This is a genomic window from Nitrobacter winogradskyi (assembly GCF_006539545.1).
Lineage (GTDB): Bacteria > Pseudomonadota > Alphaproteobacteria > Rhizobiales > Xanthobacteraceae > Nitrobacter > Nitrobacter winogradskyi_A.
Window position 1 is genome coordinate 13,671 of sequence record NZ_BJNF01000073.1, and the last position, 21,028, is coordinate 34,698.

20 protein-coding genes are annotated in these 21,028 nt (G+C 61.9%); 11 read left to right on the top strand and 9 right to left on the bottom strand.

What is annotated here, in order from left to right; translation table 11 throughout:
- Window positions 1–57: 57 nt before the first annotated feature.
- Both NWI01_RS13345 and tsaA read left to right on the top strand, forming a co-directional pair.
- Window positions 58–1,200, top strand: coding sequence for a lytic transglycosylase domain-containing protein (locus NWI01_RS13345; protein WP_141384310.1), 1,143 nt, complete (start codon window positions 58–60; stop codon window positions 1,198–1,200).
- 90 nt (window positions 1,201–1,290) lie between these two features.
- Window positions 1,291–1,773 carry a tRNA (N6-threonylcarbamoyladenosine(37)-N6)-methyltransferase TrmO gene (gene tsaA, locus NWI01_RS13350; RefSeq protein WP_141384311.1) on the top strand — a complete coding sequence of 161 codons (483 nt, stop codon included), beginning with the start codon at window positions 1,291–1,293 and terminating at the stop codon, window positions 1,771–1,773.
- Between the two features lie 127 nt (window positions 1,774–1,900).
- Here the strand turns inward: tsaA and NWI01_RS13360 are convergent, their stop codons facing one another.
- The 3 genes from NWI01_RS13360 to NWI01_RS13370 form a co-directional block, all read right to left on the bottom strand.
- Entirely contained in the window at window positions 1,901–3,145 is a 1,245-nt protein-coding gene (locus NWI01_RS13360; protein ID WP_141384358.1) for a GNAT family N-acetyltransferase, read from the bottom strand.
- Window positions 3,146–3,278: 133 nt separating this feature from the next.
- A complete protein-coding gene (locus tag NWI01_RS13365; RefSeq protein ID WP_141384312.1) occupies window positions 3,279–4,031 on the bottom strand; it encodes a glycerophosphodiester phosphodiesterase in 753 nt (250 codons plus the stop codon).
- Between the two features lie 6 nt (window positions 4,032–4,037).
- Window positions 4,038–4,505, bottom strand: coding sequence for a RidA family protein (locus NWI01_RS13370; RefSeq protein WP_011314697.1), 468 nt, complete (start codon window positions 4,503–4,505; stop codon window positions 4,038–4,040).
- A gap of 334 nt (window positions 4,506–4,839) precedes the next feature.
- On the opposite strand from NWI01_RS13370, the gene NWI01_RS13375 reads away from it, so the two are divergent.
- On the top strand, window positions 4,840–5,727 hold the full coding sequence (locus tag NWI01_RS13375; RefSeq protein WP_141384313.1) for a cell envelope integrity EipB family protein: 888 nt from the start codon (window positions 4,840–4,842) through the stop codon (window positions 5,725–5,727).
- 50 nt (window positions 5,728–5,777) lie between these two features.
- On the opposite strand, the gene NWI01_RS13380 is transcribed toward NWI01_RS13375, so the two are convergent.
- A complete protein-coding gene (locus NWI01_RS13380; protein ID WP_141384314.1) occupies window positions 5,778–7,067 on the bottom strand; it encodes a DNA polymerase IV in 1,290 nt (429 codons plus the stop codon).
- Window positions 7,064–7,363 (bottom strand): DUF3572 domain-containing protein, encoded by a 300-nt coding sequence (locus tag NWI01_RS13385; protein WP_141384359.1) that lies wholly within the window; start codon window positions 7,361–7,363, stop codon window positions 7,064–7,066. The genes NWI01_RS13380 and NWI01_RS13385 overlap by 4 nt, the downstream gene beginning before the upstream one ends.
- Before the next feature lie 228 nt (window positions 7,364–7,591).
- Here NWI01_RS13385 and NWI01_RS13390 point away from each other — a divergent pair, with 228 nt between their 5' ends.
- Window positions 7,592–7,957, top strand: coding sequence for a response regulator (locus NWI01_RS13390; RefSeq protein ID WP_141384315.1), 366 nt, complete (start codon window positions 7,592–7,594; stop codon window positions 7,955–7,957).
- Between the two features lie 10 nt (window positions 7,958–7,967).
- Window positions 7,968–9,341: a PleD family two-component system response regulator gene (locus NWI01_RS13395; protein ID WP_141384316.1), complete on the top strand. Its 1,374-nt coding sequence runs from the start codon at window positions 7,968–7,970 to the stop codon at window positions 9,339–9,341.
- A gap of 197 nt (window positions 9,342–9,538) precedes the next feature.
- Here the strand turns inward: NWI01_RS13395 and rpmG are convergent, their stop codons facing one another.
- The gene (gene rpmG / locus NWI01_RS13400; RefSeq protein ID WP_006611239.1) at window positions 9,539–9,706 is read right to left on the bottom strand and encodes a 50S ribosomal protein L33; all 168 of its coding nucleotides are present in this window, start codon (window positions 9,704–9,706) and stop codon (window positions 9,539–9,541) included.
- A 534-nt stretch (window positions 9,707–10,240) separates the two neighbouring features.
- Here rpmG and NWI01_RS13405 point away from each other — a divergent pair.
- The 4 genes from NWI01_RS13405 (at window position 10,241) to NWI01_RS13420 (ending at window position 16,916) form a co-directional block, all read left to right on the top strand.
- Window positions 10,241–11,650, top strand: coding sequence for a TolC family outer membrane protein (locus tag NWI01_RS13405; protein WP_141384317.1), 1,410 nt, complete (start codon window positions 10,241–10,243; stop codon window positions 11,648–11,650).
- 376 nt (window positions 11,651–12,026) lie between these two features.
- A complete protein-coding gene (locus NWI01_RS13410) occupies window positions 12,027–12,689 on the top strand; it encodes a PopZ family protein (protein WP_141384318.1) in 663 nt (220 codons plus the stop codon).
- A gap of 205 nt (window positions 12,690–12,894) precedes the next feature.
- On the top strand, window positions 12,895–15,753 hold the full coding sequence (locus NWI01_RS13415; protein ID WP_141384319.1) for a valine--tRNA ligase: 2,859 nt from the start codon (window positions 12,895–12,897) through the stop codon (window positions 15,751–15,753).
- On the top strand, window positions 15,750–16,916 hold the full coding sequence (locus NWI01_RS13420; protein WP_141384320.1) for an MFS transporter: 1,167 nt from the start codon (window positions 15,750–15,752) through the stop codon (window positions 16,914–16,916). The genes NWI01_RS13415 and NWI01_RS13420 overlap by 4 nt, the downstream gene beginning before the upstream one ends.
- On the opposite strand, the gene NWI01_RS13425 is transcribed toward NWI01_RS13420, so the two are convergent.
- The gene (locus NWI01_RS13425; RefSeq protein WP_141384321.1) at window positions 16,897–17,523 is read right to left on the bottom strand and encodes a DNA-3-methyladenine glycosylase; all 627 of its coding nucleotides are present in this window, start codon (window positions 17,521–17,523) and stop codon (window positions 16,897–16,899) included. The two genes, NWI01_RS13420 and NWI01_RS13425, sit on opposite strands and share 20 nt — an antisense overlap.
- A gap of 218 nt (window positions 17,524–17,741) precedes the next feature.
- On the opposite strand from NWI01_RS13425, the gene lipA reads away from it, so the two are divergent.
- A complete protein-coding gene (gene lipA, locus NWI01_RS13430) occupies window positions 17,742–18,701 on the top strand; it encodes a lipoyl synthase (RefSeq protein WP_141384322.1) in 960 nt (319 codons plus the stop codon).
- A gap of 11 nt (window positions 18,702–18,712) precedes the next feature.
- Window positions 18,713–19,180, top strand: a complete 468-nt coding sequence (locus NWI01_RS13435; protein ID WP_141384323.1) for a type II toxin-antitoxin system RatA family toxin — start codon at window positions 18,713–18,715, stop codon at window positions 19,178–19,180.
- A gap of 10 nt (window positions 19,181–19,190) precedes the next feature.
- On the opposite strand, the gene NWI01_RS13440 is transcribed toward NWI01_RS13435, so the two are convergent.
- Both NWI01_RS13440 and NWI01_RS13445 read right to left on the bottom strand, forming a co-directional pair.
- Window positions 19,191–19,817, bottom strand: a complete 627-nt coding sequence (locus NWI01_RS13440; protein WP_141384324.1) for a CinA family protein — start codon at window positions 19,815–19,817, stop codon at window positions 19,191–19,193.
- A gap of 1 nt (window position 19,818) precedes the next feature.
- Window positions 19,819–21,015: a bifunctional 2-C-methyl-D-erythritol 4-phosphate cytidylyltransferase/2-C-methyl-D-erythritol 2,4-cyclodiphosphate synthase gene (locus NWI01_RS13445; protein WP_141384325.1), complete on the bottom strand. Its 1,197-nt coding sequence runs from the start codon at window positions 21,013–21,015 to the stop codon at window positions 19,819–19,821.
- Between the last annotated feature and the right edge of the window lie 13 nt (window positions 21,016–21,028).

A 21,028-nucleotide genomic window follows, 5' to 3' on the forward strand; every position in this document is an offset into this window, starting at 1 on the left:
TCCTGACAGAGCAGGGGGCTATGGAAAGGTTCTGCAGAAGTCTGTTACCTTTGCAGAATGTATCCGGCTTTGCTGCCGTCGTGGAAAAGAACTATAGCGTTTTTGAGCGAAGTGGAATCCGGTTCGCGTGAAGAAAACGCGTCAAAACATAAAGGTAGAGTCTTTCACCATTTCCATGAAGCGGTGAAAGACTCCGGTATCGTCCCGCGCCTGTCCGGTTGCATATGCTGCGCATTGGCCGCGTTTCTGATCGTGGTGCCCGGTTTGGCCTTTGCGCAAGTGGGCGCGGAGACGGCCGCCACCCCCGAACCCGCCGCCAAACCGGATAAGACAGACAAGCCCGATAAAGCAGCCGAGCCGGATAAGGCAGACAAGTCCGACAAGGTCGATCTCGACACACGCGAGGCGATCTGCCTGATGGTCGAATCCGCGGCCAGGGCCGAGAGCTTGCCGCTGGAGTTTTTCGCGCGCGTGATCTGGCAGGAGAGCCGGTTTCAGCCCGACGCGGTGGGACCCATGACGCGCAGCGGTCAGCACGCGCAGGGTATCGCGCAGTTCATGCCGGGGACGGCGAACGAGCGACGGCTGCTTGATCCGTTCGATCCGGTGCAGGCCCTGCCCAAGTCGGCGGAATATCTGAACGAGCTGCGTGGGCGCTTCGGCAATCTCGGACTGGCGGCCGCGGCCTATAACGCCGGTCCCCGCCGTTTGCAGGACTGGCTTGACGGCAAGGGATCGATGCCCGCCGAGACACGCAACTATGTTTTCGCCATCACGGGATCGTCCATCGAGGACTGGGCGGCCACCGGCAGGAGCGGCAAACCGCCAGCCCATTCAGACACCACAAGCTGCCGCGAATTGATGGCGCTGTTGAAGCGCGCGCCTAATCCGTTTGTCACCGGCCTCGAACAGCACGTCAAGCTCGGTGCGGACAAGCCCTGGGGCGTGCAGCTCGCGGCCGGCTTCAACCGTGGCGGCGCGATGGCGATGTACGCGCGAGCCATCCGACGCCTTGGCGCTGTGATCGGCGATCGCGATCCGAGCCTGCTGGGCTTGCTATGGCGCAGTCGTGGCACGCGGACATTCTATCAGGTGCGGATCGGGGCCGATTCGCGTATGGAGGCGGACGATCTCTGCAACCGGATCCGGCGCGCCGGCGGCGCCTGCCTCGTGCTGCGAAACCCGCGCGTGAAAGGCTAGAATGGCAAAGTGGTGGCTTGTTGCGGCCTGCGCAAGCTGTTTCTTATGCGGCGGGTAGCTGCCCGGATCTGGAAAAGAGGGCCGACGGCAATGGCGCGAGAAAACGAAGTCCGGGCGGGAGAGGTCGCAGTCGAGCCGCCGCCGCCAACGGATGCCGGGCTGGTGTTCGTCGGCCGCATTCGAACGCCGTGGGCGACCCGAGCGGAAACACCGCGTCAGGGGCAGCCTGACGGACCGGTTTGCCGCCTCGAGATTTTCGATCCATGGAAGCCGGCATTGCAGGGGATCGAGAGGTACGAGAACATCGAGGTGATTTACTGGCTTCACCTGTCGCGTCGAGACATCGTGCTACAGGTTCCCAAAAGCAGCGGCAGGTCCCATGGAACCTTTGCGCTTCGGTCCCCGGTGCGGCCCAATCCGATCGGGACGTCGACCGTGAAGCTGGTGGGAATCGAGGGCTCCACGGTGCTGGTGCGCGGACTGGATTGTCTCGACGAGACGCCGCTGCTCGACATCAAGCCGATCCGCTGTCCGTTCGCGCTGGCGCCAAAGGGCGGTGCCGAAGCGAACTGAACGCCGCCATAGGGTTTCGAGTGAAAGACTTTATCTTTATGTTTTGACGCGTTTTCTTCACGCAAACCGGATTACATCCTCGGGTCGAGCCCGAGGACATGCTTCGCTCGAAAACGCTATATCCGCGTCAGGCGGCGCCGTCTCCGGTCTTGCGAAATGGACCGGATTCTGTCAGTTCCCGAGCCGCTTCGGCGACGTAGTGACGTTCGCGATTGAGGAAGTCACCCACCGCGCGTCGCAACCCTGGATCGGCGATATAGTGCGCCGAGTAGGTGGTTTGCGGAAGATAACCCCGCGCGATCTTGTGCTCGCCCTGCGCGCCGGCCTCCACGGTTTTCAGGCGATGCTGGATCGCAAAATCGATCGCCTGATAATAACAGACCTCGAAATGCAGAAAGGGATGATGCTCGATGGCGCCCCAGTGCCGCCCGAACAGCGTATCCGACCCGATGAAGTTGATGGCGCCCGCGATCCAGCGGCCGTTGCGCCGGGCCATGATCAGAGCGATATCCCGGCTCATGCTCTGGCCGATCAGCGAATAGAACGACCGGGTCAAATAGGGCCGGCCCCATTTGCGCGTCCCCGTTTCCATGTAGAACTGAAAAAAGGCGTCCCAGATCTCCTCGGTGAGGTCGCTGCCGGTGATGACGTGGATGGTGATGCCGTTGGCCAGCGCATCGCGACGTTCGCGGCGGATCGCCTTGCGGTGTCGCGAGTTGAGGCTGGCGAGGAAGTCCTCGAAGCTGGAATAGCCGTCGTTCCGCCAATGAAACTGCTGGTCGGTGCGCCGGAGGAATCCCTTCTCCGCGAGGAACGCCCATTCATCCTTGCGAGCAAAAGTGACGTGGACCGACGATGCGCGGGTCGCATCGCACAGGCCGACGAGACCGCCGGCCAGCGCGGCGCGGACATCCGCTTCGTCGTTGCCGGGTCGGATCAGAAGCCGGGGGCCGGTGGCGGGCGTGAACGGAACCGACGCCAGCAGCTTGGGATAATAGCATCCGCCAGCGCTCTCATAGGCATTGGCCCAGCCGTGATCGAAGACATATTCGCCCTGCGAGTGTGATTTCAGATAGCAGGGGACGATGCCGACGATCGTTCCGTTTTGGCGCGCGACCAGATGGCGCGGTCCCCAGCCGGTCCGGGAGCAGGCCGAGTTCGACGCTTCAAGAGCGATGAAAAAGGCATGTGAAACGAAAGGATTATAACGGCATTTTGAACTTGAAGATGAGTCCGGGAGAGGCGCAGGGATTGCGCTATCGGATGCTTCGCCCGGAGCGGAGGCCGGATTTGCGCAAGCGTCCCAGTCCGCAGCCGGAATTTCGCTGACGGATCCGACAGCTTCGAGCGATATTTCAGACGGTGGTATCAAGGAGTTGAACCGGTCCCGGTTTGAGAATTCAGCCACTGCACGCCGTGACTCTTGCGGTGTGGCGGTGCTGCGATGTTGATCCGAACCCGCCAGAGATTGGACATGATGCCTGGCGACATCAAGGGTCGCTGGATCATGCGTTCGGGTAGAAACCTTCGAAGATCATCTGTTCGGCATGTCTTGCGGCACGGGCACGCTGTTCCGCGGTGCGCACTGTCCATGTCAGCAAGGGACAACCAAAAATGTTTCTTGCAATCCAGGGCGCGAGAGCAGGAAGTTCGTTCACATTGTAAGCGATAAAATGCGGCCGTGTTCGGAAGGCATGACGCAGATGGGTCATCGCGGCGCGCTGGCGCGAAGTCGCCTCCGGCCAGTGGTCTTTCGTGTAATCGCGCTGGGCGACGATGCCGCGCGGGAGCGACGGCATCAACTCGCGCATCGCCATGACCTGATCCGGATCGAATGACATTCCAGCCGCCGGCCCGTCATAGCCGGACAGCACCTCCGCCATGCGCCGCACCAGCCGTGTATTGCCATCGAAATGACTTTTGACCTCGATGACCAGTGGCACGCGGCCAGCGACCAGCGCGCAGAGATCCGCAAGCGACATCATTCTTTCTGACGTGCTCTTGAAAACGACCCGCTTGAGCTCGGCCGCGGTCAGGGTTCGCAACGCCCCCGATCCTTCCGTCAGCCGGCCGAGTTCATCGTCATGGTAGACCATGGCCTCACCGTCGGCAGTCAGCTGGATGTCCACCTCGATGCCGAACTTTCCGGCGATGGCCGCCCGGATCGCTCCGGGCATGTTCTCCATGATCCCGCGAGCGTGGTCATGCAGGCCGCGGTGAGCGATCGGGCGTGCTGTCAGCCAGTCGGGCGCGCGCATTCGGGGTCAGGCGACTTCGAACAGGCCTTCGATCTCGACCGCCGCATTCGCGGGAAGGGCGGCGACGCCGACCGTGCTGCGCGAGTGGCGACCCTTCTCGCCGAACGCCGCAACCATCAGATCCGATGCGCCGTTCAATACCTTGGGACCATCGGCGAAATCGGGAGCGGAGTTGACGAAGCCGCCAAGCCTGACGACACGGGCGACCTTGTCGAGATCGCCGAGCGCGGCCTTGACCTGCGCCAGCAGATTGATGGCGCAGCCGCGCGCGGCCGCGTTGCCTTCTTCAACGGTGACATCCGCGCCCAGCTTGCCTTTTGCGATCAGGTTACCCTCCGGGTCCAGGCAGAGTTGTCCGGACACGAACAGCAGGTTGCCGGTACGAACGAAGCCGACGTAATTCGCCACGGGCGATGCCGGTTCATGCAGGATGATGCCCTGCGCGGCCAGATTCTGCTCGATCACTCCTGCCATGTCAGTCCCCTAATAGCGTTTTCGAGCGAAGCGGGTGCCGGTTCGCGTGAAGAAAACGCGTCAAATCAAAATCATAGAGCCCGCTTCTGATTCTATCAGAAGCGGAAAGGCTCTAATAGACGTTCCATCGAAATTCGTTGAGGAGTCTATCTCGCCTATCGTCTTGCGACATGCAAGCAAATGCCGGATTCGAGCCGTATCTCCTAGCGGCCCGACGGGCAGCCGATCAAACTTTCGAGACAAGCAGCAAATAAGCGGGGTTGCGGCGGGCCTCCCCAATTGCGGCGCAATTGAGCGGTGACTATGGTCGGATTCAATCCCATCGAGAGATGATATGCGCCACTATTCTCGTTGCCGCGCCTTGCGGCTTTGGCCCTGGTTTCTGACGACAATTGTCGCCGCCGCGACCCTGCCGGCACCTGGTAGCGCTACGCATGCCGCCGCCGGAGTTTCGTTTCTTTCTCATCAGGCGCTGTACGATTTGAGCCTGGTGAAATCTCGCGGCAGCTCGTCGATCAACAGTGCGAGCGGACGAATCCTCTACAAGTTTTCCGGAAGCGCCTGCGAAGGCTACACGTCCGACTTCAGGCAGGTTTCGGAAATGAACAACGGCGAAGGCGAGACGACGCTGAGCGATATGCGGTCCACGAGCTGGGAGGATGCGGAAGGAAAGGCATACCGTTTCAAGATCGTGACCCGCACGAACGACAGCGATCAGAGCGAGGTCGATGGAATCGCCGAACGCAAGGGTGGCAAGATTACCGTAAAGTTGAAGCGGCCGGTCGCCAAAACGGTCACCATCGACGGCAAGGCGGTGTTTCCGACCGAACAGATCCAGCGCATCATCGCGGCCGCGAGGGCAGGAAAGTCGGTGCTCGAGCTGACCGTGTATGACGGATCGGACAACGGCGAGAAAGTCTACAACACGTTTTCGGTGATCGGAAAACCCATTCGAGGGGAGGCGAGCGGCTCATCGCCTGATCCATCGACCGCCAATGATCAGATGAAGACCCTGACGCGATGGCCGGTCACGGTCAGCTACTACGAACGCGGCGCGGCACATGCCAACGGTGAACAGACCCCGAACTACTCCATGTCATTTGAGCTGTTCGAGGATGGCGTCTCGCGAGCGTTGGTGCTCGACTACAATGACTTCGTGATTTCCGGAAAGATGGACAAGTTCGACCTCAGCGATGTCAGGAGCGTCAGGCCCTGCAAGTGACGTTGGGCTGATATACTTCGGAATGGAGATCCTTTGATCCCGCACCCGGATTACCGGGGTGGCTTTTCCGGCCCGTCATAGACCAGGCCGCGGATGACGGCCGCGCTCCCGAACTTCTTGCGCAGGTCATCCATTGCCCGTTCGGCATGAGCCGAGCGGAGATCCAGCATATCGGCCTCGCCGGCTTGCGATGCCGCCCGAAGTGCGCTGACGCCTGTTCCCATCAGGCGGAAAGCGGTGCCGTCGATTTCCTTTGTCAGCATCTCCCGGCACGTGGCGAAAATCTTCGACGCGAGCTGGGTCGAAACGGAGATCGATTGCGAGCGCGTTCTTTGCCGGAAATCGGCGGTCTTGAGTTTCAGCGTGATGGTCGATCCCGCCAGTTCACTTGCCTTCAGTCGCGAGGAGACCTTCTCCGACAGCCGCCACAGCAGACGTTCGAGCGTGGCGAAATCGCGGATATCGGACTCGAACGTCGTCTCGCTCGAAATGGTCCTGGCGCCGCGATCCGCGATCACCCGCCGGTCGTCGATGCCCTGCGCCAGCCGCCACAACCGGCGCCCGTCGGCAGGAAACTGCTTCATCATTTCGATCTCGCCGGCATGTTGCAGATCGCCGATGGTCCGAAAGCCACGCTCCGACAGTCGCTGCTGGGTGGCCGGGCCGACGCCGAAAATGAAACCGACCGGCTTGTCCGCGAGCATGATGCGCGCTTCGTCCTGGTCGAGTGCCGCGAAACCGCGCGGCTTGTCGAGGTCCGAAGCGATCTTCGCGAGGAACTTGTTGCACGACAGCCCGACCGATACCGTGATGCCGAGCTGGCGTTCGATGCCGGTTGCGAACCTCGCCAGCACCTTGGCGGGAATCATGCCGTGAACGCGTCGGGTGCCGCCGAGGTCAAGGAAGGCTTCGTCGATCGACAGCGGCTCGACCAGCGGCGTCAGCGCCTGCATGGCGGTGCGCACGTCCCGACCGACCCGAACATATTTCGCCATGTCGGGAGGGACCACCGCCGCGAAGGGACAAAGCGCAAGAGCTTTGAACATCGGCATTGCGGAACGCACGCCGTACGTCCGGGCGGTATAGCAGGCGGCCAATACCACGCCGCGCCTGCCGCCGCCCACGATGACGGGCTTGTCCGCCAGCGCCGGATTATCCCGCTTCTCGACCGCGGCGTAGAACGCGTCGCAATCGATGTGGGCGATGGCCAGCGCCGGCAAGGTGCGATGCCGCGCCAGCCGGGGCGAGCCGCACCCGCCACAACGGGGCGCCGTCAGGCTGAGATCGTTGAGACAATCCCGGCAGAAGCACAACGGACCATCCGACGTATCCGCGGTCACGGGAGGTCGCGTTCCGGAAAAACATCGCCAAGCGCCTGCCGGGCGGCCGCGATCGTGGTCGGATGATGCCCCGAGGACTCCGAGAACGTTTTCACGGTTGCGTCGTCGCGCAGCACGAAATCGAGCACGGCGGTCAGAAAATGCGGATCGGAGGCGGAACTGCGCAGAGTTTCCGGACCGATGCCGGTCTCGGCCAGAAACCGGCCTAAAAGCTCCGCGTCGGCCGCGATAAATGAAAGGGCCTGAATTGCCACAAATTCAGCGGCTTCGCGCGGGTTATGCACACGCTTTGTCATCGCGACCATTTGCCTTTCCGTAACCTATCGATTTTACTTTGGAACCAGAGCGGTCGAGTCTCGAAACCGTCAAGCAATCACTAATCCGCTCGCATAAAGATCGTCTTATGTCTTAACGACTTAGAGCGAACTCTGGTGCAAATCTAACTCCAGTTTGCGGATAAGTGTCGAGGTGCCGGCATATTATCGCTCAGGACGGACGAGCACCGAGTCGACTGGAGGGCCGGAGTGGCCAAGACGGTCCTGATCGTGGAAGACAACGAGCTCAACATGAAGCTCTTCCGCGATCTGTTGGAGGCTCATGGTTATCACACGTCCGGGACCAGCAACGGTTTCGAGGCGCTCGATATGGTTCGCAAGCTCCGTCCCGATCTGGTCCTCATGGATATTCAGTTGCCGCAGGTATCCGGTCTGGATGTCACGCGCTGGATCAAGGACGATCCCGAACTGCGCGGGATTCCCGTGGTTGCGGTGACGGCGTTTGCGATGAAGGGCGACGAGGAACGTATCCGCGAGGGCGGCTGCGAGGCTTACCTGTCGAAGCCCATTTCGGTCGGCAAGTTCATCGAGACCGTCCGCCGGTTCGTGGGTTAAGGAGGCTGTAGTGTCTGCGCGTGTTCTGGTCGTCGACGACGTCCCCGCCAATGTCCGGCTCCTGGAAGCGCGGTTGTCGGCGGAATATTTCGACGTCTTGACCGCGTCCAATGGCGCGCAGGCATTGGAGACCTGCGCCCGCGTCGAGTGCGACATCATCCTCCTCGACGTGATGATGCCTGACATGGACGGTTTTGAGGTCTGCCGCCGGCTGAAGGCCAACCCTGCAACCCATTTTATTCCGGTCGTGATGATTACCGCGCTGGACAATCCGTCCGACCGCGTGCGTGGCCTCGAGGCCGGGGCCGATGACTTCCTGACCAAGCCGGTATCGGATGTCGTGCTGACCGCGAGGGTTCGCTCGTTGACGCGACTGAAGATGATGACCGACGAACTCCGCATGCGGGCCATGACGTCGCTCGAAATCGGCGTGCAGGCACCGGAGCGCGAGGCGGTTTGCGATAGCGGGAAGGGTGGGCGCATCCTGCTGGTCGATGACCGTCCCTCGTCGTATGAGCGGCTGGCGTCGATGCTGAGCGCCGAACATGCCGTCGACGTCGAAGTCGATCCCTCCGAGGCGCTGTTTCGTGCCGCCGAAAGCAATTACGATCTCCTTATCGTCTCGCTCGGGCTGGAAAATTTCGACGGCTTGCGGCTGTGCAGTCAGGCGCGCTCGCTGGAGCGGACGAGACACGTTCCGATTCTGGCCGTTGCCGACGCCGACGGCAGCCCGCGATTGCTGCGTGGTCTCGAGATCGGCATCAATGATTATCTGCTGCGGCCGATCGACAGGAACGAGCTGCTTGCCCGCGTGCGCACGCAAATCCGCCGCCGTCGCTATACCGTTCACCTGCGTGACAACGTGACGAGCTCGATCGAAATGGCTGTCACGGACGGACTGACCGGGCTGCACAACCGGCGCTACATGGAAAGTCATCTGACGACGTTGGCCGAGCAGGCCTCGCTGCGCGGCCAGTCATTGGCGCTCATGATGCTGGATATAGACTACTTCAAGGCGATCAATGACAATTACGGCCATGATGCCGGTGATGATGTTCTGCGGGAGTTCGCGCTTCGAATCCGCAAAGCTGTTCGAGGCATCGATCTCGCCTGCCGTTACGGCGGCGAGGAGTTCGTGATCGTGATGCCGGAGACCGACCTGCATGTCGCCGGCATGGTGGCCGAGCGCCTGCGCCGCGCGATTGCTGGCGAACCGTTCTCCATCCACAAGGGGACGAAGCTGATCAAGGTGACCATCTCGATCGGATTGTCGACCCTGGAGCGGAAGGGGGAGCCTGTCTCTGACGTGGTAAAGCGCGCCGATGTCGCGCTTTACCGCGCCAAGCATGACGGCCGAAACCGCGTCGTGTCAGAGGCGGCTTGATCTTCGGCCACCCGACTCTCGCCGCGGATGAGAACCTTTCCGCTTCTGATGAAATCAGAAGCGAGGCTCTATGATCTGACATGTCCTCGGGCTTGACCCGAGGATGATACCAGGTTCGCATAAAGAAAACGCGCAAAACAAGACGGAGCGCGAAAACTCCGCACCGATTGCACAGGCCCGATCTTACTCGGTCCCGCTTACTTGATCTTGGCTTCGCGGAATTCGACGTGTTTGCGCGCAACCGGATCGTACTTTTTCTTGACCATCTTGTCGGTCATGGTGCGCGAGTTCTTCTTGGCGACGTAGTAGAAGCCTGTGTCAGCGCTGGAAACCAGCTTGACCTTGATGGTGACCGCCTTGGCCATGTGTAAACCCTTGATGTCGGGAAACGGAAAGCCGGCCCGCATCAGGCCTGCATCTGGCCGGCAAACTAGCCACGAAACGTCGAAAGTCAAGGATTTCGAGGTCCGCGACGCCAGAACCAGCTCATGATGACAGGGATCGTCGGCGGCAGGCGTTATGGTTTTCGACGCCGTTCCGCGTGCTCGTTACATAGCTCTTTGGATGACGTCGATTGTCATATTAGGCAAGAACCATCGTCATAGTATTGTCTGCTTTTATGTATTTTTCGGATGGTTCATCCGTTGGTTCCGTGAAAGGCAAGGAAGTTGCGGGGATGAGCGTGTCCGTTGCTGGTTAGAGTCCTTCAAGTATGATCGAATCGGCAAGTGTGGCTTCAACGCTTCAACTTCAGAGTTTCCGCCGAGACGGCTCGCAAGGGGTTCCTTAGCACCCCGGCGGCGAATATGTTCGCGTGGGATAAGTTACTTGAGGGGATGATCCGGCGTGGAGGCTCCGCCTCGTTTGCGTCTTGTGATATGAAGAATGGAATTCTGCGGATGGGTGGTGTGAGACTGGTGGCGGGGGCCGCCGTGTTGGCTTTTGCGACTGCGTGGCCGGGGACGGCGACACGGGTCTTCGCCGACACCATCGAATCTGCGTTGGTGCGTGCCTACCAGAGCAACCCTCAACTCAATGCCCAGCGCGCCGCGGTCCGTGCGACCGACGAGAGCGTACCCCAGGCTCTGTCGGGCTATCGGCCCAAAGTCGCCGTAACCACGAGCGGCGGCCGCCAGTATACCGACATAACCTTTAGCCAGGGTCTGCCGGGTCAGGGAAACGTCCAGGGGAGGCTCAACGGTAGTCAGACACCGGTGACTCTCGGCGCCACGATTTCACAAACGCTCTTCGACGGTTTCCAGACCGCCAACAGAACCCGTGCGGCGGAAGGACAGGTGTCGGCGGCGCGCGAGGGATTAAGGGTTCTCGAGCAAACCGTACTGCTTGCTGCGGCGACCATCTATATGGATTATCTGCGGGATGCCGCCATTGTGGAGGTTCAGCGCAGCAATGTCCGCGTGCTCGAGGAGACGCTCAAGCAGACACGCGATCGTTTCAATGTCGGCGAGGTGACCCGCACCGACGTGGCGCAATCCGAGGCGCAACTCGCTGCCGGACGCACCCAGTTGATGGCCACTGAATCCACCCTCATAACCACTCGCGCGAATTATCGGCGCATTGTCGGCAACGAACCGGGGCAATTGGCGCCGGGGTCGCCGGTCGATCGCTTTCTGCCGTCAACGCTCGCGGGTTCCGTGGATCTCTCACTTACCCAAAATCCCAATGTGACCGCGGCGATGTATGGCATCGACGTCAGCCATTTGCAGGTCAAGGTTGCAGAGGGCGTGCTGTTCCCGACGGTGACGTTTCAGGCAAATGTGCAAAAGGGTTACAACCAGCAACTCACGGTACCGAGTCAACTCATCGCATCGGCGATCGCGCAGGTCTCGGTGCCGATCTATCAGGGCGGCTCTGAGTATTCGCTGATCCGCCAGTCCAAGGAAACGCTGGCGCAACAACGTCTCAACCTCGAGCAGGTCCGCAATCAGGCGCGCGCCAGCACGGTACAGGCGTGGGGCCAGCTCGAAGCTACCAAGGTGCAGGTGAAGTCGGCGCAGGCGCAGGTTGAGGCATCGGAGATCGCGGTCAACGGCATTCGCGAGGAGGCCAAGGCCGGTCAACGAACCACGTTCGACGTGCTGGTCGCGCAACAGACGCTCGTCAGCGCGCGCGTGGCGCTGGTGACGGCTCAACACGATCGCGTGGTCGCGTCTTATTCAGTTTTGAACGCCGTTGGCCGGCTGGCGCCGCAGGTGCTCAAGCTGAACACCACGGTGTACGATCCGAGTGTCCACTATCATCAGGTTCGCGACAGTTGGATTGGTTTGCGTACGCCGGATGGACAGTAATTGCGCCGGCGGCGCTAGAGCGCTTTCAAGCGAGGCGGGCACCGGTTCGCGTAAAGAAAACGCGTCAAATCAAAATCATAGAGCCAGCTTCTGATTCTATCAGAAGCGGAAAGGCTCTAGCGGTCCGTTGCTTGCAATCAATTGATGCCATGACATACCTTTGCACGAGGTCGTGAAGCGATTCGGACGTCGTCGGCTGCCGGTCCTGCTGCGAAAGCCGGCCCGGAATGGATGTCAGCACCGGCTCGCAGCGCTTTCTTGGGAAATAAATCCGGTTGCGACCGACATCGGCGCCCGCATCTGGACACCGGATGAATCTTAAGTATCGCTTGAAGCAGGCGCTCTGGCGAGGGACGTGACAGATGTGGAGTTGGACATGACGCAACCTGCAACAGTCCAAGAGCCCTCCATGGAGGAGATTCTGGCGTCGATCCGCCGCATCATTGCGGACGATGAAAAGCCCGCAGCGGCCGGAAAAGCAGTCGCCGCTGACGCAGTGGAAGCGCGGCCTCGATCGACCGCTCCTGCCCCTAAGCCGGCCGCTCCCGCGAATGCTGACGCCGCCAATAGCCAGGACGACATCGACGCGATGCTTGCGAACCTCGACGCCGCAGCCACCGGGAAAACCGGGAAAGAAGGCCGGTCCGCCGAGGCAGAGGAGGTGTTCGAACTGACGGACGAAATGGCCGTGCCGGATGCAAGGCACGCCTTTCAGAAAATCGAGCCTCAGGACGATCTGGAATTCGCCGAAGTGACGCAGGTCGCGGCGGCTCCGCCGGATCCCGCAACCATCGCTCCGTCCAATCCGAATGCCGCGCCGGCGGCGCGAATTCTGTCGCACTCGACCGTTTCAGCGGTCGAAACGGCCTTCAACTCGCTTGCCAGCACGGTGTTGACCAACAACGCCCGCACCCTTGAGGATCTCGTCAAGGAGATGCTGCGCCCGATGCTGAAGTCCTGGCTCGATGACAATCTGCCGGGACTGGTGGAGCGCATCGTCAAGGCTGAAATCGAGCGGGTCTCGCGCGGGCGTCCCTGATCCGTTCCCCGCAGCCGGGAATGCCACGGCCATCGGAGAGCGGAAAGCCGAACTTTCTCCAGGCGTCATGAGAAACTCACATCTGCGCTATGCGGCCGGTTTATTCGGTGCTCTTGTTGACTCGATGCGCCCTGAAAGGCTTTTAGCGGTCAGGGGATTTATTCCGTGAACTGACCTGAAACGCCCCGACTGTGATTGCATTGCCATGATCGAGAAAACCTATCAGCCATCCGATATTGAAAGTCGCATGTCCCGCGTTTGGGAAGAGGCCGGCGCGTTCAAGGCCGGCCGGCCCGAACGCCGCGAGGCTGAGCCGTTCACGATCGTCATTCCGCCGCCGAACGTCACCGGCTCGTTGCACATGGGGCACGCGCTGAACAACACCTTGCAGGATGTGCTGTGCCGCTTCGAGCGGATGCGCGGCCGTGACGTGCTATGGCAGCCAGGCACCGATCACGCGGGCATCGCGACCCAGATGGTGGTGGAGCGGCAGTTGGCGGAACGGAAGGAGCCCGGCCGCCGCGAGATGGGCCGCGCCAGGTTTCTTGAACGGGTCTGGCAATGGAAGGCAGAGAGTGGCGGCGTTATCGTCAACCAGTTGAAACGGCTGGGAGCGTCCTGCGATTGGTCGCGTGAGCGTTTCACCATGGACGAAGGGCTGTCACGCGCGGTCGCCAAGGTTTTCGTCGAGCTGCATCGCGCCGGTCTGATCTACAAGGACAAGCGGCTGGTCAATTGGGACCCGAAACTGCTCACCGCGATCTCCGATCTCGAGGTGAAACAGGTCGAGGTGAAAGGCAGCCTGTGGCATCTGCGCTATCCGATCGAGGGCAAGGCTTTCGACCCGAGCGATTCCTCGACCTATATCGTCGTCGCCACCACGCGGCCGGAGACCATGCTGGGCGATACCGCTGTCGCGGTGCATCCGGAGAACGCGAAGCTCGAATACCTGATCGGCAGCAATGTCGTGCTGCCTCTGGTTGGCAGGATCATTCCGATTATCGGCGACGACTATGCCGATCCGGAGAAGGGCACCGGCGCGGTCAAAATCACCCCGGCTCACGATTTCAACGACTTCGATGTCGGAAAGCGTCACCATCTGCCGCAGATCAGCGTGCTCGATCGCGAGGGACGGCTGACGCTATCCGAGAACGAGGATTTCCTGCGCGGCCTTCCGTCAGGCGCGTTGATGCTGGCTGAGGAATTCGACGGCATGGATCGCTTCGCCGCGCGCAAGGCGATCGTGGCGCGCCTCGAAGAGTTCGGTTTTCTCGACAAGATCGAGCCGCATGCGCACATGGTGCCGCATGGCGACCGCTCCAACGCCGTCATCGAGCCCTACCTGACCGACCAATGGTACGTCGACGCCAAGGAACTGGCGCGGCCGGCAATGGCCGCCGTGCGTTCCGGCGAAACGGCATTCGTGCCGAGGAACTGGGAGAAGACCTACTTCGAGTGGATGGAGAACATCCAGCCCTGGTGTATCTCGCGGCAGCTCTGGTGGGGTCATCAGATTCCAGCCTGGTACGGGCCGGACGGAAAAGTGTTCGTCGCGGAGACGGAGGACGAGGCGATCGGCCATGCCCTCGGCTATTACGTCGAGCAGGGTGTGATTACAGCGGAGCAGGGCGCCGAGATGGCGCGTGATCCGGCGAAGTGTGATGGCTTCATCACGCGAGACGAGGACGTGCTCGACACCTGGTTCTCTTCGGCGCTGTGGCCATTCTCGACGCTCGGCTGGCCGGACGAGACGCCGGAGTTGAACCGCTATTATCCGACCAACGTGCTCGTTACGGGTTTTGACATCATCTTCTTCTGGGTTGCCCGAATGATGATGATGGGTATCCACTTCATGAAAGAAGCCCCGTTCTCGACGGTCTACATCCACGCGCTCGTTCGCGACGAGAAGGGCGCCAAGATGTCGAAGTCGAAGGGCAACGTCATCGACCCCCTGAATCTCGTCGATAAGTACGGCGCGGATGCGCTGCGCTTTACGCTCGCCGCGATGGCGGTGCAGGGCCGCGACATCAAGCTGTCTCCGCAGAGGGTCGAAGGCTATCGTAATTTCGCGACCAAGTTCTGGAACGCGTGCCGTTTCGCGGAGATGAACGATTGTGTCGTTCCCGCGCGGTTCGATCCGACGGCCGCGGCGGAGACGCTCAACCGATGGATCGTTCATGAGACAGCGCGCGCTGCGTGCGAGGTCACCGAGGCCATTGAATCCTCTCGTTTCAATGACGCCGCGGGCGCGATCTACCGCTTTGTCTGGAACGTCTATTGCGACTGGTATCTTGAGCTCGCGAAGCCCGTCATTCTGGGTGAGGACAGCCCCGCCAAGTCCGAGACCCGCGCGATGGTCGCCTGGGCGCGCGATGAAATCCTGAAGCTTCTGCATCCGTTCATGCCGTTCATCACGGAAGAATTATGGGCGGTGACTGCGGAACGGACGCAACTGCTGACCCTGACGGAGTGGCCCAACAAGGCCGATCAGACCCGCAAGCGGCGGACGTTGATCGCGGCCGCCGACCCCTTCATCGGGTCGGAGCCGATAACCGATCTGCTGGAACCCTACTTCCGCGATAATGCCGCCGAAGCCGAGATCGGCTGGGTGGTCGATCTCGTCACGGCGATCCGCTCCGTCCGCGCGGAGATGAATATTCCGCCCGCAACTCTGGCGCCGCTGGTGCTCGCGGGCGCATCCGACGAGAGCAGGGCGCGGGCGCAGCGCTGGAGCGATGTCATCAAGCGGATGTCCCGGCTTGCGGATATCTCGTTCGCCGACCAGGCGCCAGCGGGGGCCGTGCAATTGCTGATCCGCGGCGAAGTCGCCGCGCTGCCGTTGAAAGGCATCGTCGACGTCGCCGCCCAGCGCACGCGTCTGGGGAAGGAGATCGCCAAGGCTGACGTCGACATCGCTCGCGTCGACCTCAAGCTCGCGGATCAGAATTTCATCGCCAACGCGCCCGGAGAAATCGTCGAGGACGAAAAAGAAAAGCGGGAAGCAGCGGTCGCGCGCAAGGCGAAGTTCGTCGAGGCGCTGGAGCGTTTGAAGGCCGCTGAGTGAGTGTTGAGCGATCGTCGTCACTCCGCCCCTTGAGTCTGCTATGGCTTGGGGGCGTGGGGCTGCGGCTCACGATCCTTGCGGTGCCGCCTGTACTGGCGCTTATCATTTCCGATCTTGCGCTGTCAGGAACCGAGGTCGGGATCCTCAATGCTATTCCGGTCAGTTTGTTCGCGCTTGTCGCGGTGCCCGGATCGCTGCTGATCGCGCGCGTCGGCGCCGTCAGGGCGCTCGTCTTCGGCCTTTTGATCGCAGCGGTCGGGTCGGCGCTGCGCGGTTTCGCCATCGGCGCGATGACGCTGTTCGCGGCGACCGCGCTGATGGCGGCGGGCGTCGCCCTGATGCAGCCGGCGTTGCCGCCGCTGGTTCGGCAATGGGTCCCCCGCCGGGTTGGTTTCGCCACGGCCGTCTACACCAACGGTTTGCTGTGCGGCGAGATCTTTCCGGTGGTGCTTGTCGTGGTGACCGTGCCCTTGCTGGGAGGCGGGTGGCGCGGAAGTCTCGAACTCTGGTCGATCGCAGCGGCAGCGATCGCGTTGATCATCTTCGTTGCCCGGCCGGGTGGCGACCAGGTATCCACTCAGCACAGCCGCTGGATGCCGGACTGGCGCGATCCGCTGCTGTGGAAAATCGGCCTCGTGGCCAGTGCGAACAACCAGCTCTATTTCTGCACGAATGCGTTTCTGCCAGGCCTGCTGCTGCAAAACGGCCAGACCGAGCTGATCGGGCCTGCGCTATCGGCGCTCAATCTCGGGCAGTTACCGGGGTCGATCATTCTTATTCTGATGGCCAGCCGTCTTGAGCGGAGGAGATGGCCGCTGGTTCTTTGCGGCGCGCTCGGCCTGCTCGCTGTCCTCGGCACCGCGACGAGCACGAGCTTCTGGGGGATCGTCGGTTCGGCGGCGCTGGTGGGCTTCACCTGCGCCGTGGGCCTCACTCTTGTACTGACGTTGCCGGTCCTGCTGGTCGCTCCCGATGACGTCCCCCACAACTCGGCCGGAATGTTCACCATCGGTTACGGGATCGCCATGCTGATCTCCATCGTCAGCGGGATGGTATGGGATATCACCGGGAATGCCGTCTTTGCCTTCGTGCCGATCGGTCTTGCCGTCGTGCCGATGGTCGTGCTGCCGCTGGGGATCGATTTCAGAACCCGGCGCTCCTGAACGGCTTGCTCAGGAATTTCGATCCTTTCAATCCGTACCGCCATGGCAGGTCGGCGGCCTTGGTAATGCCGATGCGCACGCCGGCGACGACGTCAACCTCGTCGGTCCGCTGAAAGACCGCGATCGGCGGCGCATCGAGCGGCAGCGCGTTATGCGCGATCGATATGCCGAGCGCCTGGCATAACCTGCCTGGCCCTGAGCACAAAAGGCGCTCCTCATGCAGTCCGCGCCGCTGCCGCATCGCCGGAATGCCGTGGGTCGGCTGTAGCGCGCGGATCAGAACCGCGGCGGCGGAGCCATCCATTTCACAGACGAAGTTCACGCACCAGTGGATGCCATAAGAGCGATAGACATAGGCGAATCCCGGAGGACCGAACATCACCATGTTTCGCGGCGTCGGTCCCCGATGGGAATGCGCCGCCGGTTCGGTGTGATGATAGGCCTCCACCTCGACGATGATGCCGCCGACGCCGTCGACCAGCAGGGTCGCGCCGATCAGGTCGGGAGCGACCTCATGCACGCTGCGCCCGAAAAACGCGCGCTTGAGGGGGTTGCCGAGAGCAGGTGGATCTGGGCCATCGGATGTCAGGTCTTGAGTCAGTTTCATGCGGCAATCGGAGCGGGCGGGTGGATTCGGGATATGTTACATATCTGGCTGATCCGGCGAAGCGGGTTGCAGCCCCGCGCCGCGCGGATTACCTAAAGCGTTTCCGCTTCTGACAGAAATCAAAAACGGGGCATACGATCTTGATCTGACGTGTTCTCTTCACGCGAACAGGTCGTTCGTTCCGCTCGAAAACGCCCGAAAGTCTTCTGGATCATTCAATGGTCGTCATCCTCGATACAGTTTCCGCCAATCCTGTCCGGCCGCGGCATCCGGAGAAGGCCAACCGGCCGGATGCGTTGTCGCCGCCGAAACCCGACTGGATTCGCGTGCGCGCGCCGAACACGCGCGGCTATGCGGATACGCGCCGGATCGTCAAGGAGAACGGACTGGTCACCGTATGCGAGGAGGCGGGCTGCCCGAACATCGGCGAGTGCTGGGACAAGAAACACGCCACCTTCATGATCATGGGCGACACCTGCACCCGCGCCTGCGCCTTCTGCAACGTCAAAACGGGAATGCCCGGCGCGCTCGAGTCGTCCGAGCCCGAATACGTGGCTGAAGCGACGCGCAAGCTGGGGCTGGCGCACGTCGTCGTCACATCCGTTGATCGCGACGACCTCGACGACGGAGGCGCGGAACATTTCGCGCAGACCATTCGCGCGATACGCGAGCGCTGCCCGGCGACGACGATTGAAATCCTGACGCCGGATTTTCTCCGCAAGCAAGGCGCGCTGGAAAAGGTGGTGGCGGCGAAGCCCGATGTCTTCAACCACAATCTCGAAACCGTTCCGTCGCGCTACCTGACGGTACGGCCGGGCGCGCGCTATTTCCACTCGATCCGTCTTCTGCAACGGGTGAAGGAGATCGACCCGGCGATCTTCACCAAGTCCGGCATCATGGTCGGGCTTGGCGAGGAGCGTCATGAGGTCTTGCAGGTGATGGACGATCTGCGGTCGGCGGATGTCGACTTTCTCACCATCGGGCAATACCTGCAGCCGACCCGAAAGCATCACGCCGTGATGCGCTACGTTACGCCGGAGGAGTTTTCGAGCTATGAGACCGTCGCCTACACCAAGGGTTTTCTGATGGTGTCGGCAAGCCCGCTGACGCGCTCGTCGCATCACGCCGGCGAGGACTTTGCAAAGTTGCAGGCCGCCCGCGCCACGTCGTCGCGGTAAGCGCTACCGGTATGCCGTCGTTTTCAAGCAAGCGCCGCGTGCGTCACAGCGCGAGCGAGATGTTCGATCTCGTGGCGGATGTCGAGCGCTATCCGGACTTCGTGCCGCTTTGTCAGTCGTTGAAGGTACGGCAGCGTACGCCCGCGGCCGACGGCAAGGAAGTCGTGGTTGCTGATATGACCGTGTCGTTCAAGCTCGTGCGCGAGACCTTTACGAGCAAGGTGACGCTGGATCGGCCGAACCTGAAGATCGTCGTTGAATATCTGCGTGGGCCGTTCAGCCACATGGAGAACCGCTGGACCTTTGAACCCAGGCCGGATCAAGGTTGCGATGTCGGGTTTTTCATCACGTATGAGTTTAAGAGCCGGATGCTGGCGATGCTGATGGGCGCGATGTTCGACGCCGCGTTCCAGCGTTTCGCAGCGGCATTCGAGAAGCGCGCCGCCGCCGTTTACGGTCCGCCGGAGGCGAGAACCTGACGCGACATGTTCAGGTTTTCTTTGGAGAAGGTTTTACCGGCGCTGTGGTGCGCCGCCGCTCGGAAGTCCGGCGCGTCGGGGCTCGCGCTGCGCGTGGCCGCAACCGGCTGATGCTTTCGCGGCGGACCTTCGCAGGCGGCTTGGGGCCGCGCGCCAGTTCCATCAGCATCCGCAGGGCTTCGACAACTGAACGTTGCCGTACTGAACTGCGGCCGATGGCGCCGAAGCGGCATTCCCGATGGATCAGGCGGCCATCACGCGCCGCGGCCGCGAAATGAACGAGGCCCACGGGCTTGCCCGGCGTTGCGCCGCCGGGACCCGCGATCCCGGTGATGGAAACGGCCAGATCGGTGTCGGCGCGCTCCAGCGCGCCTATCGCCATCGCGGTCGCGGTTTCCTTGCTGACAGCGCCGAAACTGTCGAGGGTGACGAGCTTGACGCCAAGCATCGCGCGCTTAGCGTTATTGGAATAGGTGACAAAACCGCGATCGATGACGTCCGAGGAGCCGGGAATCTCGGTCAGCGCCCCGGCGACCAGTCCGCCGGTGCAGGACTCGGCCGTTGCGATCGTGAGCTTGCGCATCCGGCAAATGTCGAGCAGCGAACGCGACAGGGCGCGTGCGTCGCTGCCGCCCATGTCAGGCGTTCCAGCCTTTGTCGTTCCAGGGCAGGCGGATCGTGGCGCTGGCGGTCGCCGCGATTCCTTCCTCACGCCCGGTGAAGCCGAGCCGTTCGCTGGTCGTCGCCTTCACGGCGATACGCGAGATGGCGACCCCGGTGATGTCAGCGATGCGGGCCCGCATCTGGTCGCGCAGAGGTCCAATCTTCGGCTGCTGGCATATCATGGTGACCTCGAGATTGGCGACGCGGCCGCCGCGCGCCGTAACCCGGTCGACAGCATACTTCAGGAATTTGTCGGACGCCGCCCCCTTCCATTGCGGGTCGCTCGGAGGGAAATGCGAGCCGATGTCGCCGTCCGCGAGCGCGCCGAGAATGGCGTCGACCAGCGCGTGCAAACCGACATCGCCGTCGGAGTGCGCCAGGAAGCCGCGATTGTGCGGCACCTTCACGCCGCACAGCATGAGGTGATCGCCTTCGCCGAAGGCGTGCACGTCGTAGCCGGTGCCGGTTCTGATGTCGCCGAGAGCGGCCGCGAGACGCGCTTCCTCACGCACGAAATCTTCGGGAGTGGTCAGTTTCATGTTCGCAGCATCGCCCTCGAATGTCGCCACCGTCAATCCCACCCACTCGGCGAGCGCGGCGTCGTCTGTGAAATCGTCGCGGCCCTCGCGCGCCGCACGGCGGTGCGCATCGAGTATCATATCGAAATGGAACGCCTGCGGCGTCTGCGCGATCCGCAGCTTTGCGCGGTCGGGGGTCGCGTTGACTGCACCGGATGCATCGACCTGTTTGATGGTGTCGGTAACGGCAATAGCGGGCACCGCCGCGCCGGCTTTATCCGCGGCGTCGATGGCGCGCGTGATCAGCGCCGGTGTGACGAACGGGCGGGCGGCATCGTGGATCAGCACGATATCCGGTGCGTCGGTCGCCAACGCCTCAAGGCCGGCGTGAACGGAAGCCTGGCGCGTGGCCCCGCCATTCGCGGGCGGGCGATAGTGGAACTCGGCGGCGGCCTGATTGAACATCGAGAGGTCATCAGGATTAAGCACCGGCTGAACCGCGAACACGCCGGGATGCTGGCAGAACGCCTCCATCGCCCGCGAAATCACGGTTCGCCCGCCAATCGTCCGGTATTGCTTGGGGCCGCCGGCGCCGGCGCGGAGACCGCGACCCGCGGCAACAATGATGGCGGCAGTTCGTTTTGAGCTGGGCATTGGACTCGCTGTG